Annotated in this window: 14 protein-coding genes and 1 tRNA gene; 10 read left to right on the plus strand and 5 right to left on the minus strand. The window is 67.4% G+C overall.

All coding sequences use genetic code 11. The features are described 5' to 3' along the window. Positions 1-3 precede the first annotated feature (3 nt). From CRT23_RS14605 to CRT23_RS14650, 10 genes are all read left to right on the plus strand, one after another. Positions 4-279, plus strand: a complete 276-nt coding sequence (locus tag CRT23_RS14605) for an RNA-binding S4 domain-containing protein (protein WP_103710280.1) — start codon at positions 4-6, stop codon at positions 277-279. Positions 280-513: 234 nt separating this feature from the next. Beyond that, a complete protein-coding gene (fdxA, locus tag CRT23_RS14610) occupies positions 514-852 on the plus strand; it encodes a ferredoxin FdxA (RefSeq protein WP_055956805.1) in 339 nt (112 codons plus the stop codon). Positions 853-1,288: 436 nt separating this feature from the next. Beyond that, positions 1,289-1,879, plus strand: coding sequence for a CarD family transcriptional regulator (locus CRT23_RS14615; RefSeq protein ID WP_103710281.1), 591 nt, complete (start codon positions 1,289-1,291; stop codon positions 1,877-1,879). A gap of 253 nt (positions 1,880-2,132) precedes the next feature. After that, on the plus strand, positions 2,133-3,005 hold the full coding sequence (locus CRT23_RS14620; protein ID WP_055956812.1) for an RNA polymerase factor sigma-32: 873 nt from the start codon (positions 2,133-2,135) through the stop codon (positions 3,003-3,005). Positions 3,006-3,212: 207 nt separating this feature from the next. After that, entirely contained in the window at positions 3,213-3,932 is a 720-nt protein-coding gene (locus CRT23_RS14625; RefSeq protein ID WP_181017357.1) for a 4'-phosphopantetheinyl transferase superfamily protein, read from the plus strand. A 97-nt stretch (positions 3,933-4,029) separates the two neighbouring features. Continuing rightward, a tRNA-Pro gene (locus tag CRT23_RS14630) sits at positions 4,030-4,106 on the plus strand. Positions 4,107-4,622: 516 nt separating this feature from the next. Then, on the plus strand, positions 4,623-6,554 hold the full coding sequence (locus CRT23_RS14635) for a glycosyltransferase (protein ID WP_245436244.1): 1,932 nt from the start codon (positions 4,623-4,625) through the stop codon (positions 6,552-6,554). Beyond that, positions 6,551-7,660, plus strand: a complete 1,110-nt coding sequence (locus CRT23_RS14640; protein WP_103710284.1) for a glycosyltransferase — start codon at positions 6,551-6,553, stop codon at positions 7,658-7,660. Before CRT23_RS14635 ends, CRT23_RS14640 begins: the two co-directional genes overlap by 4 nt. A gap of 313 nt (positions 7,661-7,973) precedes the next feature. Continuing rightward, positions 7,974-9,452 (plus strand): GumC family protein, encoded by a 1,479-nt coding sequence (locus CRT23_RS14645; protein ID WP_103710285.1) that lies wholly within the window; start codon positions 7,974-7,976, stop codon positions 9,450-9,452. Between the two features lie 144 nt (positions 9,453-9,596). Beyond that, a complete protein-coding gene (locus CRT23_RS14650; RefSeq protein ID WP_103710286.1) occupies positions 9,597-10,409 on the plus strand; it encodes a WecB/TagA/CpsF family glycosyltransferase in 813 nt (270 codons plus the stop codon). Between the two features lie 15 nt (positions 10,410-10,424). Here the strand turns inward: CRT23_RS14650 and CRT23_RS14655 are convergent, their stop codons facing one another. The 5 genes from CRT23_RS14655 to CRT23_RS14675 all read right to left on the minus strand — a co-directional run bounded on the left by CRT23_RS14655 (position 10,425) and on the right by CRT23_RS14675 (position 14,299). Then, positions 10,425-10,997 carry an NUDIX hydrolase gene (locus CRT23_RS14655; RefSeq protein ID WP_103710287.1) on the minus strand — a complete coding sequence of 191 codons (573 nt, stop codon included), beginning with the start codon at positions 10,995-10,997 and terminating at the stop codon, positions 10,425-10,427. A gap of 72 nt (positions 10,998-11,069) precedes the next feature. Further along, positions 11,070-11,357, minus strand: coding sequence for a sulfurtransferase TusA family protein (locus tag CRT23_RS14660; protein WP_103710288.1), 288 nt, complete (start codon positions 11,355-11,357; stop codon positions 11,070-11,072). A gap of 143 nt (positions 11,358-11,500) precedes the next feature. After that, positions 11,501-11,896, minus strand: coding sequence for a hypothetical protein (locus CRT23_RS14665; RefSeq protein ID WP_055956835.1), 396 nt, complete (start codon positions 11,894-11,896; stop codon positions 11,501-11,503). A gap of 154 nt (positions 11,897-12,050) precedes the next feature. Beyond that, positions 12,051-13,418, minus strand: coding sequence for a glutamate--cysteine ligase (locus tag CRT23_RS14670; RefSeq protein WP_103710289.1), 1,368 nt, complete (start codon positions 13,416-13,418; stop codon positions 12,051-12,053). A gap of 128 nt (positions 13,419-13,546) precedes the next feature. Further along, on the minus strand, positions 13,547-14,299 hold the full coding sequence (locus CRT23_RS14675; RefSeq protein ID WP_103710290.1) for a 16S rRNA (uracil(1498)-N(3))-methyltransferase: 753 nt from the start codon (positions 14,297-14,299) through the stop codon (positions 13,547-13,549). Positions 14,300-14,427: the final 128 nt, after the last annotated feature.

The raw sequence follows: 14,427 nt of genomic DNA on the forward strand, positions 1-14,427 counted from the left end.
GGAATGAAGCCGGGACGTCAGCGGCTCGACAAATGGCTGTGGTTCGCGCGTTTCGCGCGGACCCGATCGCTGGCGGCACGCCTCGTCACCGACGGCTATGTCCGGGTGAATGGAAAGCGTGTCGACACCTCCGCCACGGCCGTCGCCCTCGGAGATGTCGTGACGGTCGCGGCAGCGCACGCCACGGTGATCGCCCGAATCCTCGATCTCGGCGAGCGGCGGGGTCCGGCGCCGGAGGCCCAGCAGCTCTACGAGGTCGTGGGGAATGCTCCAGAATAGGCGGCCGGCCCGTGTCACCCGCGCGACACCAGGTGAACGGTCGTGCAGGAGGTCCGCCAGCGCGCTTGTCAGTCCCACGGACAGGGTCTAGAGCCAGCGCGACTCACTCTTGCCCATGCGACCCGGCATCACCGCCACCCCACATTAAGGCATCCGTGCAACGATCTGCGCGAGCGACCATGCATCGGCATCGAGACGCTCCCGGCGCTGGACGGATCAAGGACTGAAGGCCCCATGACCTACGTCGTCACCGACAACTGCATCAAGTGCAAGTACATGGACTGCGTCGAGGTCTGTCCGGTGGACTGCTTCTACGAAGGCGAGAATATGCTCGTCATCCACCCCGACGAGTGCATCGATTGTGGCGTCTGCGAGCCGGAATGCCCCGCCGAGGCGATCAAGCCTGACACCGAGCCGAGCCTCGAGACCTGGCTCAAGGTGAACGCGGATTACGCGCGGACTTGGCCGAACATCACGCAGAAGAAGGACGCCCCAGCGGACGCCAAGACCTGGGACGGCGTCGCCGGTAAGTTCGAAGCGCACTTCTCAGCCAATCCCGGCACCGGCGACTGATCGCCGCGAAGTGCGTTCGGTGCGGCCTATCGCCGACACCGAGCCCCTCCCGAAGCATGACGAAGAGGCTGTGGAGCGCTGGCGAGCGTTCGCCATTCCCACGGCCCGGCGCCGGCAATCCTTTGATTCGTCGGCGGGTTTATGTTATTACAGATGCCTGCCGTCGTTCGTGCCCGACGTGCTGCCTCCAGCCATCACCTGATGGGTCTCACACTCAGCTGTGGACTGGGGGCGCATGCGATCGATCGCTGAAGGCTCAGTTGCTTTCGGCGAACGCTCTCTCGTTGTGCGATCATCGGTTTGCCTGGGAACCGGCAGGATGTGCGTCGCTGATGCAGATCCTTCGGACAAGGGGCTGGAGCCGGGTGACCCACCCCGGATTACAGGGTTCGGCGCGGCGTTCAAGGCCGCGCAATGTTCTGGAGGCGCTTCTCGCATGACCACAGCCAAGAAGACGACGGCAGGCCGCCAAGGCTTCAAGACCGGCGAAGCGGTCGTGTACCCAGCTCATGGTGTCGGTCGCATCACCGCCATCGAGGAGCAGGAGATCGCCGGCTACAAGCTTGAGCTGTTCGTGGTTTCCTTCGAGAAGGACAAGATGGTTCTGCGCGTCCCGACCGCCAAGGCCAACAGCGTTGGCATGCGCAAGCTCGCAGAGCCGGATCTCGTGAAGAAGGCTCTGGATCTGCTTACCGGCCGCGCCCGGATCAAGCGGACCATGTGGTCGCGCCGCGCGCAGGAATACGAGGCCAAGATCAATTCGGGCGACCTCCTGTCGGTAACCGAAGTGGTGCGCGACCTCTACCGCTCCGAGGCGCAGCCCGAGCAGTCCTACAGCGAGCGCCAGCTGTACGAGTCGGCCCTCGACCGGGTCGTGCGGGAAATCTCGTCGGTGAATCGCATCACTGAGACCGAAGCCTTGAAGCTGATCGAGCAGAGCCTTGCCAAGTCCCCGCGGCGCGCCAAGGGCGAGGCTGAGGCGGAAGGTGAAGCCGAAGGCGACGATCTGCAGGAAGAGGCGGCCTGATCGGCAGCTTCCAGCGTCCCGGATCTTTCGAAACCAACAGCTTTCAAAGCTCGGCGTTCACGCGCCGGGCTTTTTTCTTGGCCCCATCCGCTCCGGGTCACGCGCTCACGAGACCGTGTGAAGCACCCTGGCCGCGGAACCATCCCACAGACCTCGTGTTGTCGCGTTGCCAGTCACAGGTCCACCATTCGGTTTCGATCGGCGGTGACGCCCTGTGGTCAGATGCACACGTTTCATCGAGGCGGAGGCGGGGATGGCGGATATCGCAGGGATACGGCGGCAATTCATACGCACGGCGATGGAGGCGCCCTTCCTTGCGCGGGATGAGGAACGCGGTCTCGCCGTGCGCTGGAAGGACGAGCGCGACGAGCGCGCCCTGCACGGGCTGATCTCGGCGCATATGCGGCTCGTCATCGCCATTGCCGGACGCTTTCGCCACTACGGTCTGCCCATGGCCGACCTCGTCCAGGAGGGACATGTCGGCTTGATGGAGGCGGCAGCCCGCTTCGAGCCCGAGCGGGAAGTTCGCTTTTCCACTTATGCCACATGGTGGATCCGAGCCTCGATCCAGGACTATATCCTGCGCAACTGGTCAATCGTTCGCGGTGGCACGAGCTCGGCCCAGAAGGCCTTGTTCTTCAACCTGCGTCGCCTGCGCGCTCGGCTGATGCAGTCGACCGAGGAGCACGTCGGCGACGAGATCCATCGCCGTATCGCCACGGCTATCGGTGTGTCTCGGGAAGATGTGGCCTTGATGGACGCCCGGCTGTCCGGCCCCGACATGTCCCTAAACGCGCCGGTGGGCGAGGAGAGCGAAGCCTCCTCTGAGCGCATGGATTTCTTGGTGGACGGTGCTGCACTCCCGGATGAGACCGTCTCGGCGACGGTGGATGGTGAACGCCGGCTGATCTGGCTCAACGAAGCCCTGACGGTTCTGTCGGAGCGTGAACTGCGCATCCTCAAGGAGCGCCGTCTCGCCGAGGACCAGGCGACTCTCGAGGCGCTTGGTCATCGCCTTGGTATCTCGAAGGAGCGGGTTCGGCAGATCGAGAACCGTGCGCTCGAGAAGCTGCGGCGTGCCCTGGCCGAGCGTTTTCCCCAGACGGGTGGTAACGTCTACGCCTGAGGAAACCACGGCGCGTCGGAGCGTCGACCCGCGCGACATGGGCTTTCGTGGGTTGTGGTGATGGGCGTACAGCCCTCTCGGCGCCCGCCATGCGACGGGTCTGACAAGGGCTTTGTACGCGTCAGGATGGATCGGCGCTTTCCGGAAGATTTGGCGTCCAGCCTCATGCCCGCTGCGACGCCTGCACCCCACCGCTGGGATCGTGCTGTGCCTGGCGCCAATGCCGGCAACGCGGTCTGGCGCGTCGATCTGTCTCTCAGTACGGCCCTCCCGCCCGGACGGACCGCTTGGCTCTCGAACGAAGAGCGTGCTCGAGCTGACCGCTTCCTCCGCGCCGAAGATCGTTCGCGCTTCATCGAAAGCCACGTCGCGCTTCGCTTGATCTTGGCGCGATACGGGGGCTGGCAGCCCCAGGATCTGATCTTCGGACAGGACGCTGGCGGAAAACCCGTTCTGGCAACCCATCAACGCGCAGGCCTGCACTTCAACCTGTCCCATTCGGGATCCCTTGCCCTGGTCGGCATCTCCTGCGCCGCTCCGATCGGTGTCGACGTAGAAGCGATCAGGCCGATTGACGATCCGCTCCCGATCGCGCGCGCCCACTTCCATCGCAACGAAGTCGAAGTTCTGACGCAGACGCCGAAGGCCCTCCGGAATCATGCGTTCTTTCGACTTTGGACGCGAAAGGAGGCCGTCGTGAAGGCACTGGGCACGGGCCTGATGCTCGCGCTTGACGGCTTCGACGTCAGCACCAGTGCCCCCTCGGCGCCGACCGTTGCCTGGGAGGGCGCGGACCCCACGGGGTGCGGGTGGTCGCTGTCCGATTTCGACCTCGGACCGGAGGCTGCCGGCGCCGTTGCCTTTCCGCTGCCCGGTCAGTCCTGCCACCGGTATCGCCTCCCGGAGGACTGGGGCCTTCAGGGCTGAGAACGGCACCGACTGACGATTTCCCGCAAGGAAGCGCTTGCGGCTCCGAGGAGGGCTCGCTATACGTCCGCTCGCCGGCCCACACAGCCGGCGTTGTCGGAGTGTAGCGCAGTCTGGTAGCGCACCACGTTCGGGACGTGGGGGTCGCAGGTTCAAATCCTGCCACTCCGACCAGCTTCATCAAGACTTGGTCCTTTCCCGAGATCACTCAAATTTCGAGATCTTGTTCGCTCGCGTAGGACACCCGGGCCGAAGCGCTCCACTGCATGTCCAGCGACGTCGAGAGTTCAGGCGGGCGCCGACCCTCACCCTGCGACGGTTCGATTCCCGCGTCGGCGTAAACGCCGCGTGCGTGTCCAACTGGACTGGCATGATCGCGCGCCGGGCCGGATGGGAATCGTCAGCCGGACTGCGGCATCGCGCATACGGAAGATTCAGCTCTCCCCCGCATCCTTGGTGAGATCGGTCCTCGGCATTCTCACGATGCCCAGGCGAGCGTGATCGGCGAAGGGTGATCGGACTAGCGTGACGGATTTATCGGACGGATCCGTCGCGCAACTGACGGTGGACGGTGACGCCGATCGCTTCGGACCCCGTGCGCACGGCATCGCAGATTGGCCCTTCGGACCACCCCGTTCCGCTCTCGTCGATCGACCTTTGGCGAATGGCGCGTGGCCGCGGTTGCGCATCGTGACGCTGGTCCAGCAGCCGTGCGACGGGCTCGCCGCCACCCGGGCCTCTGTAGAGGCGCAGGCCTATCCGAATCTCCGACACGACATCATCCCGCGGACAGACGGCGCGATTCGGTTGCCCCTCATCATTGCGGATGAAGGGTACGAGGCTCTCCTGATCCTCCAGCCGGGCGACCTTCTGGCCCCCGACGCACTTGCCGCCCTCGGCCTGCAACTCCTGCTCAGTGGCGCCGACGTCGTCGTTGGCCTGCGGGTCGTCTTCGATGCGGGACCGCTCGGTCTCGACGCACCGGCAGCGCCCCCGGGGACGCTCGTCGATCCCGCGCCTCCGGACGGGTCGCTCGCCCCCTTCACCGGCGGCGAGGCTCTGCTTCAGCGCTCCTGCGTACAGGCCGCCGGGGGGCTCGACCCGGACGCGGCACATCCGGTTGCCGCCCTCTGGCCGCGGCTCATCCGTCAGGGTGCGGTGCTCGCACGGGTGGGCCGACCGGTGCTCCTGCACTCTGCGCCGGGCCACGCGGCGCCCGCAATGGGTTCGGGCCTCTCGATAGCCAGCCTGACCGACCAGGGTCCTCTCGGCGGCGCCGGGATCGCCCACCGGCGCCTATGCGATGCGCTCGCCCTCGCCGGCCACACCGTCAGCGATCACTGCCTCGCGGCGGAATCGCCGCCGGTGGCGGCCGAATGGGTCGAGCGGTTCCCGCGGACGGAGCGCACCCTGTCGCAGGGGCGCTACGATCTGGTCCTGGCGGGCAACCTGCACGGCACGACCCGCCGCACCACGATCCTGGGGCGGCTCGCCCGAGCCGTTCCGGTCGCCGCCGTGCTGCACGACCTCTTCCCCGTCACCGGGCGCTGCGCCTCCCCGTCCGGCTGCCCCATCATCCCCGAGGGATGCGACGCCCGCTGTCCCTCGCCCAACGCCTATCCGCAGTTGCTGCCCCAGCGGATTGCCAGCGTTTATGCCGAGAAGCAGGCGATCCTGGCCGAACCCGACGGACCCCTCCTGCTCGCCGGCTCCGCCTGGACGGAATCGGCGGCGCGCGCCTTGGCGCCGAGGGAGACGCGGGTCGATCGCATCGACCTGGCCTTCCCGACGGGCGTGTTCCGTCCTCGCGCGCGCGCGGCCCTGCGGCGCGAACTCGGTCTGCCGACCGATGACGTCCTCGTCATGTTCGCCGCCGTGATCGCGGACGCGCCCAGCAAGGGAACGGCCGAGCTGACCGCGATCCTGCGCGGGGCTGCCCGGCCGGGGCTCCGGTTCGTCGTCGTCGGGCGGCTCGACGATCCGGATTCTCTCGGAATTCCGGATCTGATCGCGGCGGGTCCGATCGGTGACGAGGCGACGCTGGCAGCCTGGTATGGTGCCTGCGATCTCTACATCACCGCGAGCCGCCAGGAGACGTTCGGACAGACACCCGTGGAAGCCGGGTTGTGCGGAACCCCAACCATCGCCTATCGCGCCACCGGTCTGGCCACCGCCGTCCTGGACGGGGTCTCGGGCCGCCTCGTGCCGCTGGAGGCGGGCGCCCTTGAAGACGCCCTCCACGCGCTGATCGCCGATGCTCCCGAGCGCCGACGCCTGGGAGCCCTGGGACGGATCGCCCTGGAGAGCCGCAACAGCCACGCCGCCTGCGCGATGCGCCTGAACGACGTGTTCGTCGCGCGAGGTATCCTGCCGGCCGCGGCCGGGACCGGACGGATCCGCTTCGCGCCGGAGATGCTGTCGACCTTTGCCATGGCGCAGGATCGCGCGCCCGGACGGACCGGCCTGATCCCAAGCGACGCCTCGCGGGTGGTCCGCCTCGCTCGGCGGACCAAGCATGCTCTCGTGGGACGCGACATGCCGCCGTGGCTGCGCCGGATCCTCTACGCGGTCGCGACGCTGCGCAGGATGCTTCGGCCGGCGACTCGCGGAGAGGTTCGATGAGCGCGCCATCAGACCGGCCTCGCCGCCTCTATCTCGATCACACGCATCTGCGCGGGCATGTCACCGGGATCGAGCGCGTCGCCCTCGACCTGTTCACGCCCGACACGCTCCATCCGCACCCTGTGACCACGGTCCGTGCGCGGGGGATCCCCGGCATGATCGCCGCCCAGCATCTCGGCCTGCCCCTGCGGGCCTTGCGCGATCCCGCGGCGCTGTTCCTCTTCCCCGGGTTCCCCCCGGGTCCGCTCTCGGTCCTGCGTCGTCGCCAGTGCATCACCTATGTGCACGACACCTTCCTGCTGACGCGCCCGCAGGACCTCAGCTGGAAGAGCCGCCTCTACATGGCGCCGAGCTTCGCCTTCGCCCTACGCTTCGGGCGCACCTTCTTCGCCAACTCGCGCACCACCGGGGAAGCAGTCCGGGCGTACTGCGCACGCGAGGCCCTGGTCGCCCTGCTGAGGCCGGCCGTGCGCGATGTGTTCGGACTGACCGGCCTGCCCGCCGCCCCGCCGCCCGCCCCCGGCACGCCGCTTCGGCTGCTCTGCATCGGGACCATCGAGCCGCGGAAGGACTACCGGTCTGCGCTCGCCATCGTTGCGGCCCTGAATGCAAGTGGGATCGCTGCGGAACTCCATCTGGTCGGCCGGTTCGGCTGGGGCCACCATGCGTTCCTCGCGGCGCCGCCACCTTTCCTATCCCTGCACGGCTATCTCGACGACGGAGCTCTGCGCGGCCTCGCGGCGCGATGCCATCTCCTGCTCTCCACCTCGAAGGCCGAAGGGCTGGGATTGCCACTCCTCGAGGCCCAGCACGGCGGCCTTCCCGTTGCCGCACCGCACGGACCGGTCTTCGCCGAGGTACTGGCCGGCTCCGGTTTACACATCGACCCCTCCGATCCGAAGGGAGCGGCCGCCGCAATCCTCTCCTGGGTCGAGAGCTCCGCCTTCGCGGCCGTACCGGCTGCCGCGCGGGCCAATGTGGCGCGCTGGAACCGCCTCGCCGCTGGGGACGCGGCGTGTTTCTCGACGTTTCTGAAGGTGGGTGCTGCCGCCTACGAGGTCGCGGAAGATCGGCTGGTGCAGCCTCACAATCGTGCCCGAGCATGAAGCCGGTTGGAGTTGTACACAGATAAGCGACGAAGGTCCGGCGGACTACGCAGATCGCAACCTGTCAGCAAACCTGTTCTTACCAATATCATTGCGGGTCACGGCTTCTACGAGGAGATCGGCGAGGGCGACCATCGCGACGCTCAGCGCAGCAGATCCGCTGGCATATGTTCTGCGCAGACGACGATGTTGATGCCGTTTCAGTCGGCGCCTGTTCCATTTCGAGACAGACAGGCGGCAAAACTGGAACAGAGTTGTTCGAGGCGGACGAGAAGAACCGCGCGAGCGGCGACCAGGTCGGGAGACGAGACAGATGTTCGACTTCGGAAGCCCGGTCCGTGGCGAGCCGGTGATTCTCGAGACCAGGGTTCCGAGCGGGCTCGACAGCGGTCTGATCCTGCGTCGCCTGTGGCGGGGCACCGGCGTGATCCTGCTCGGCGGGCTCGCCGCCGTGATCCTCGCGGTGGTGCTGCTGAACGCCGTGGCGCCGACCTACACCGCCGTGACGCAGATCCTCGTCGACCCGTCCGATCTTCCGGTGATCCAGAACGACCTCAGCAACCGGCAACCCCAGGCGGATAGCGGCGTCTCGATCGCCGAGAGCCAGACGCGGGTGATGCAGTCCGACAGCGTCCTGCGGCGGGTCATCGACCGCCTCGATCTGACTGAGGACGAGGAGTTCGTTCCCCCGGCCTCGACAAACCCGCTGGTGCGGAGCCTCAAGGGGCTCCTCGGCATGGATCCGCCGCCGGCGAGCCGCGAGCCGGTCAATCTCGCCCTCGACAACCTGCGCCTCAAGCTCGGCGTGCGTCGCGCCGAGCGGACATTCGTCATCGACGTCTATGTCCAGACCCAGGATCCAGAGAAGTCGGCCCGGATCGCCAACGCCATCGCGAACGCGTATTTCGCAGAGGATGCGGCGGCCCGCACCGATGCGGCGCGTCGTGCCTCCGAGGCCCTGACGGGCCGTCTGACGACGCTGCGCCAATCGGTCGAGGAGGCCGAGCGCAAGGTCCTGCAGTATCGCGTGACGAACAAGCTGGTGACGTCGAGCGGACGTCTCCTCAGCGACCAGCAGCTCAGCGATCTCAACCAGCAGCTCGTTACCGCGACCCTCAAGACGGCCGAGGCCAAGGCACGGCTCGATCAGGCACGGCACATGCGCACCGGCGAGGCCGGGACCGCCCTTCCGGAAATGCTGCAGTCGCTCGAAATGCAGAACCTGCGGCAGCAATACGCGACCCTGTCGCGCAACACCGCGGAACTCGCCCAACGCCTCGGCGACCGCCATCCGGCCATGGCCGACCAGTACGCGCAGCAACGCGATCTCCAGCGCCTCATCCAGCGCGAGAAGGAGCGCATCATCGACACCTCGCAGAAGGATTACGATCGGGCCGTGGCGAGCGAAGCCGCGGTGCGTCGGAGCCTGGAGCGCGCCAAGACCGAGACGGCCGGTAACGATCGCGCCAATGTGGGCCTGCGTGAGCTCGAGCGCGAGCTCGATGCCCGGCGCTCGATCTACGAGGCCTTTCTGCGTCGCTCGCGCGAGACCAACGAACAGGAGCGTCTGAACAGTTCCAACGTGCGGGTCATCTCGACCGCGACGCCGCCGCGGAGCCGGACCTGGCCGCCCTCCCCGAAGCTGGTGCTGCCCCTCGCCTTGCTTGTGGGCCTCGGTCTCGGTGCCGCTGGCGCGCTCTGGCTCGGAGCCCGCCGCGACCGACGGGTGCCCCGTCCGCCCCGGACGAGCGGGTCGACCGGGGCCCGCAGCTTCCGAGCTGTCGATGCCTGAGTCCAGCTCCGCCCACCCCTGCCTCCACGATCGATTTCTGCAAACCTTCCCCGTGCGACCCTCCCACGTGGCGCAACGGGGCAGCCCCGGGTTCCCGTCGTTCATCCTCAGGGTGAGCACGGGACAGGTGCCAAAGGCGATGACATGAGCGTTCGCTTATTCGACATCACGTTCACGCCTGGATCGGCCATCGACATCCTCGCGACCTCGGCCCGCCAGCCGGCGACCCGTCCGCGCATGATCGTCACCGCGAACCTCGATCACATCGTCACGTTGTCGGAGAGCATGGCTTTCCGGAAAGCCTACGAGGGCGCGGTCGCTCACACCCTCGATGGCATGCCCCTCGTCTGGCTCGCCCGGCTCTGTGGGGAACGATCGGCGCGGCGGGTCACGGGCCACGACCTCATCGCGGCCGCCTTTGCCGCACCGTGGCCTGCGGGTCGGCAGATCTATCTCGTCTGCTCGACGGAGGCCGTCGGACTTCGCCTCACTGAGCACCTGGTGATGGCGGGTATACCGCGCGCGTCGGTCGCCTTCACCGTGCCGCCCTTCGGCTTCGAGAACGATGAGGCCTACGGGGCGGACCTCTGTGCAGCCGTGCGGGCGCACGGAACGACCTTGCTCGTCTTCGGCGTCGGTGCGCCACGTTCGGAGATCTGGGTGGACCGCCAAGGGAACGCCCTTGGGAGTCCGGTCGTCCTTGCCGTCGGCGAAGCGCTGAACGTCGCGGCCGGGCTTGTGCCCCGCGCGCCTGCCCTCATGCAGCGCTTCGGACTCGAGTGGTTCTTCCGGTTCTGGCACGCGCCACATCGGCTGTTCCGCCGCTACTTCGTACGCTCGTGGGGACTGTTCGGGATTGCTCTGCGCCGATCGCTGTTTCGGAGATCCCGTCGGCTTCCCCAAGCCGCCCGGCAGCGTCCGGCACCCAACGCCCAGCGCGCGCCTGAAACGCCCTAAAGCGTCTCGGACGGATCACGCCGCGCCGAACAGGTGCGGATGCCGCACCCGCAGGGTCAGGATCAACGCCAGGGTCTTGATGTCGGTGACCTCGCCGCGATCCGTCATCGCCGCGAGTTCACTCAAGGCCAGCTCCCGAACGGTGATGTCCTCGTGCTCGCCGACCAGTCCGCCGCCGGGACCGACTCGGTCGGGCGCTTCGTATGGCGCCAGGAACAAATCCATCTGCTCGGTCGAGATCCCCGGCATGCTCCAGCCGCAGGCGACCGGTTCGAGGGCGCCGAGACGCACGCCCGTCTCCTCGAAGGCCTCGCGGCGTGCCCCTTCCTCGGGCTCGGACTCATCGAGGAGGCCGGCCGGGACCTCGAGCACGGAGGTGACCCCCGCCGCATAGAAGGCCGGGGTCCGGAACTGTTCGACTAGCAGAGCGACCCGCCGGGTCGGATCGTAGGGCAGTACTGCGGTCGCCCGTCCGTGATCCTCGATCTCGCGCGCCAGGCGTGTGCCATCCTCCATCGTAACCTCGGCGACGAGAAACCGGCTCCAGCCGTCATGCACGATCCGGGTGCCGCGGATAATCGGCGCCATTCTGCTCTCCCCCCGTCGGATCGCCGAGGCTGCGGCGACCGAATGGAAGGGACCTAACAGCGGCTTGGCGCATCAATGAGGCGTGAAGCGCGTGTTTTCGGCAACGGTCTCGGGGATTGTGAGACGTCGGCGGATCGTGAAGGTTATCCGATCCGCGTCCCGCGTCTGCGCGACGAGGGCGTCGCCCTCGTCCCTCACCATGTGGGGAATGTCGATGACCGCCATCGGATCGGTGCAGGTAACCACCAGAAACGCGCCGGAGGGCATCCGGCGCAAGGCCTTCCGGGTCCGCAGAGCCGGTAGGGGGCACTTCAACCCGGTGAGGTCGAGATGCCTGGTCTCGCTGCCTCCGTCCGTCATCGACGTCACATCTCTGCCCCCGGCTTTCCTGGTCCCAGCCGCTCTACCATTCTCGATACGAAAAATCCCGCCGACGGCTTGGACCGTCGGCGGGACCAGGGGGGGCCGGTCCGGGCGCTGAGGGCGCTCGGCGAGGTCAGACCTCAGTAGCCGTAGCCGTAGGCGGGATAGCCATAGCCGTAAGACGGAGCGGCGTAATAGCCATAGGCCGGCGCGTCGTAGCCATAACCGTAACCGGTGCCGACGTAGCCGCGGTCATAATAGCCATAGCGCGGTGCCTGGCTGGCCGCGATGGCGCCACCGATGATGCCGAGGGCTGCACCGGCCGCCAGCGCGCCGCCGACGCCGGGCCCACGGCGATAGCCACCATAATAACCCCGGCCGTAGCCGCGATAACGCACGGTCTCGACCGTGGCGCCGCCACCGACCTGGGCAGCACTCAGAGCCGGCATCGGGGCAGCCTGAGCGGCCGTGAACGAACCCGCCGAGAGACCGATGGCGGTGGTGCCCGCGAGGGCGAAGGACAAGATGCGCGACATGCGAGCGTTCTCCGTCACAGGATTGGATGTTCCTGAAACGATGAACTTGGCGATCCGTTCCAGGATCGCCACAGTCAAGCCGCGCAGGTGGGTGTCCTCAAGCACATTCGCAAAATCGCAGGCGCGTATCCCCTGCTTCCGCGGTATGATCTGTTCAGAACACGCATTCGGTGAAGGCGGGCTCCACGGAGCGCTGCCAGCGCCCCTCGTATTCGGCGAGGCGCTCCTCGGCGAGGGAGCGTCCGGCGGCGACGATGGCCTCCAACGGCTGAAGGAAGTGCGTCTCGTCTCGCCCCTGAGCGTCGCGACGCGCCCGTGCAGCGAGGCCCGAGCGGGCGATCGTGAGAGCCTCCGCCGCCACTGCCCCCAAGGACCGGCCGGCGATGCGGGCGGCCAGACCCAGGCGGGGGACCGTCGCACGTAGGCCTTCCCGGTCGCAGGCGTTCCAGTTCTTGGCGATGTCCCAGGCCGCCGCCAGGGAGGCCTCGTCGTAGAGCAAGCCGACCCAGAAAGCCGCCTGCGCGGCGATCATCGCTGGATTGCCCACATCGGATCCACGCATCTCGATGAACCGCTTGAGCCGCACCTCGGGGAACGCGGTCGAGGCATGGTTGGCCCAGTCCGACACCGTAGCGCGCTCCCCTGGCAGCGCCGCGAGGCGGCCGCCCATCAGGTCGCGGAACGAGGCGCCGGAGACGTCATGGTAGGTCTCGCCCCGCTTGACGAAGTACATCGGCATGTCGAGCAACCAGTCGACGTAGGACTCGTAGCCGAAGCCAGGCTCGAAAGCCCTGGGCAGCATGCCGGTACGGTCGCCGTCGGTGTCGCGCCAGATCTCGGACCGGCGCGACAGGAAGCCGTTGGGGCGTCCATCCGTGAAGGGTGAATTGGCGAAGAGGGCGGTCGCCACCGGCTGTAGCGCGAGGGCCACGCGCATCTTGGCCACCATGTCGGCCTCGGAGGCGAAGTCGAGGTTTACCTGCACGGTGGCGGTACGCAGCATCATGTCCAGGCCGAGGCTGCCGACCTTGGGCATGTACCCCGCCATGATCTTGTAGCGGCTCTTCGGCATCACGGGGGTCTCCTCCCGCGTCCATTTCGGACTCATGCCGAGATCGAGGAAGCCGATGCCGAGACCGTCTGCGACCTGCGCCGTCGCCTCGAGATGCATCCGCAATTCCGCGGCCGTCGCGTGCACGTCGGCCAGCGGTGCACCGGAGAGTTCGAACTGTCCGCCGGGCTCGAGCGAGATGGCGCCCCCCTCGGCACCGGCGAGACCGATCAAGTGGCCGGCATCCTCGATCGCCTCCCAGCCCGTGTCGCGGCCAAGCCCCTCGAGCAGGGCCCGGATGCCCTTCTCACCCGCATACGGGACCGGACGGTTGCCGTCGCGGTAGAACGGCACCTTCTCGTGTTCGGTGCCGATCGCGAAGCGCGCGCGCGGCTTTTCGCCTTCCGCGAACCAGGCGATGAGCTCGTCCCGCGTGGTCAGGGGCGTCGTATCGGACGTGTCGCGCGCCATGCGCTGCCTCTTCAGGAAGGTCGTTCAAAGGAGAGGCGTGCCGGACCGCAGCGGCGAGGCCCCTAGGATCGGGTCAACGCGCCTCATAGGCCAGGGGACCCGCGCGAACAACGCGGGCAAGCGACGCCTCAACGGGCGTCGCCGAGCACGGCCTGAACCAGGGCCAGCACCGTCACCGCCGCCGTATCGGCCCGCAGGATACGCGGACCGAGGGAGAGGGCGACCGTGTTGGGGCGTTCCAGAATCAGCGCGCGCTCTTCCGGTGCGAACCCACCCTCGGGTCCAACCAGTACCGCGAGAGGTGGGGCAACGGTTGAGGCCGCCGCCTCGCGCAGAGCCCGAACCGGATCCGAAACCGGGGCGTCCTCGTCGCAGAACACCAGCAAGCGCAAGGGGTTGAGGTCGGAAAGCGCCGCCGGGAGCTTGGCCGCCTCCTGGATCTCGGGCAGGTCGAGGATGCCGCATTGCTCGGCCGCCTCAATGGCGTTCGCACGCAGGCGATCGACGTTCAGTCGCTCGCCCTGCGTGTAGCGGGTGAAAACCGGACGAAGAGTTCCAGCACCCATCTCCACCGCCTTCTGAGCCATGTAATCGAGCCGGGCCGACTTCAACGGTGCAAACAGGTAATGGAGGTCCGCGCGTGGTGGCTGCTGGCGTGTGCGCTCCCGCACGATCAGGTCCGCACTCTTGCGTCCGGTCGGAGCGATTTCGGCCCGCCATTCGCCGTCGCGCCCGTTGAACAAGAGAACTGGATCGGAGGGCCCGCGCCTCAAGACGTTGAGGAGGTAGTTCGCCTGCGATCGGTCGAGCGGCAGCGTCGCGCCGGCAGCGAGATCAGCCTCGACGAAGAGACGTGGGGCGGTGAAGTCATATGCGGCCATGCCCGGCGTGGTCGCGTGAGGGGGGTCGGCTGTCAACGGTGCGGTCCCGGGACCGCACCGGCCGATGCAAAACCGCAACACGCAGCAATTTTGCGTCTTAAATCCACCTTCGAATGCGGCCCGGCGTT

This window comes from Methylobacterium sp. V23 (assembly GCF_002917135.1).
Taxonomy (GTDB): Bacteria; Pseudomonadota; Alphaproteobacteria; order Rhizobiales; family Beijerinckiaceae; genus Methylobacterium.

Coding starts and splice junctions, on each gene's coding strand:
- CRT23_RS14605 (WP_103710280.1), top strand. CDS start 4: ATGAAGCCGGGACGTCAGCGGCTCGACAAATGGCTGTGGTTCGCGCGT.
- fdxA (WP_055956805.1), top strand. CDS start 514: ATGACCTACGTCGTCACCGACAACTGCATCAAGTGCAAGTACATGGAC.
- CRT23_RS14615 (WP_103710281.1), top strand. CDS start 1,289: ATGACCACAGCCAAGAAGACGACGGCAGGCCGCCAAGGCTTCAAGACC.
- CRT23_RS14620 (WP_055956812.1), top strand. CDS start 2,133: ATGGCGGATATCGCAGGGATACGGCGGCAATTCATACGCACGGCGATG.
- CRT23_RS14640 (WP_103710284.1), top strand. CDS start 6,551: ATGAGCGCGCCATCAGACCGGCCTCGCCGCCTCTATCTCGATCACACG.
- CRT23_RS14645 (WP_103710285.1), top strand. CDS start 7,974: ATGTTCGACTTCGGAAGCCCGGTCCGTGGCGAGCCGGTGATTCTCGAG.
- CRT23_RS14650 (WP_103710286.1), top strand. CDS start 9,597: ATGAGCGTTCGCTTATTCGACATCACGTTCACGCCTGGATCGGCCATC.
- CRT23_RS14655 (WP_103710287.1), bottom strand. CDS start 10,997: ATGGCGCCGATTATCCGCGGCACCCGGATCGTGCATGACGGCTGGAGC.
- CRT23_RS14660 (WP_103710288.1), bottom strand. CDS start 11,357: ATGACGGACGGAGGCAGCGAGACCAGGCATCTCGACCTCACCGGGTTG.
- CRT23_RS14665 (WP_055956835.1), bottom strand. CDS start 11,896: ATGTCGCGCATCTTGTCCTTCGCCCTCGCGGGCACCACCGCCATCGGT.
- CRT23_RS14670 (WP_103710289.1), bottom strand. CDS start 13,418: ATGGCGCGCGACACGTCCGATACGACGCCCCTGACCACGCGGGACGAG.
- CRT23_RS14675 (WP_103710290.1), bottom strand. CDS start 14,299: ATGGCCGCATATGACTTCACCGCCCCACGTCTCTTCGTCGAGGCTGAT.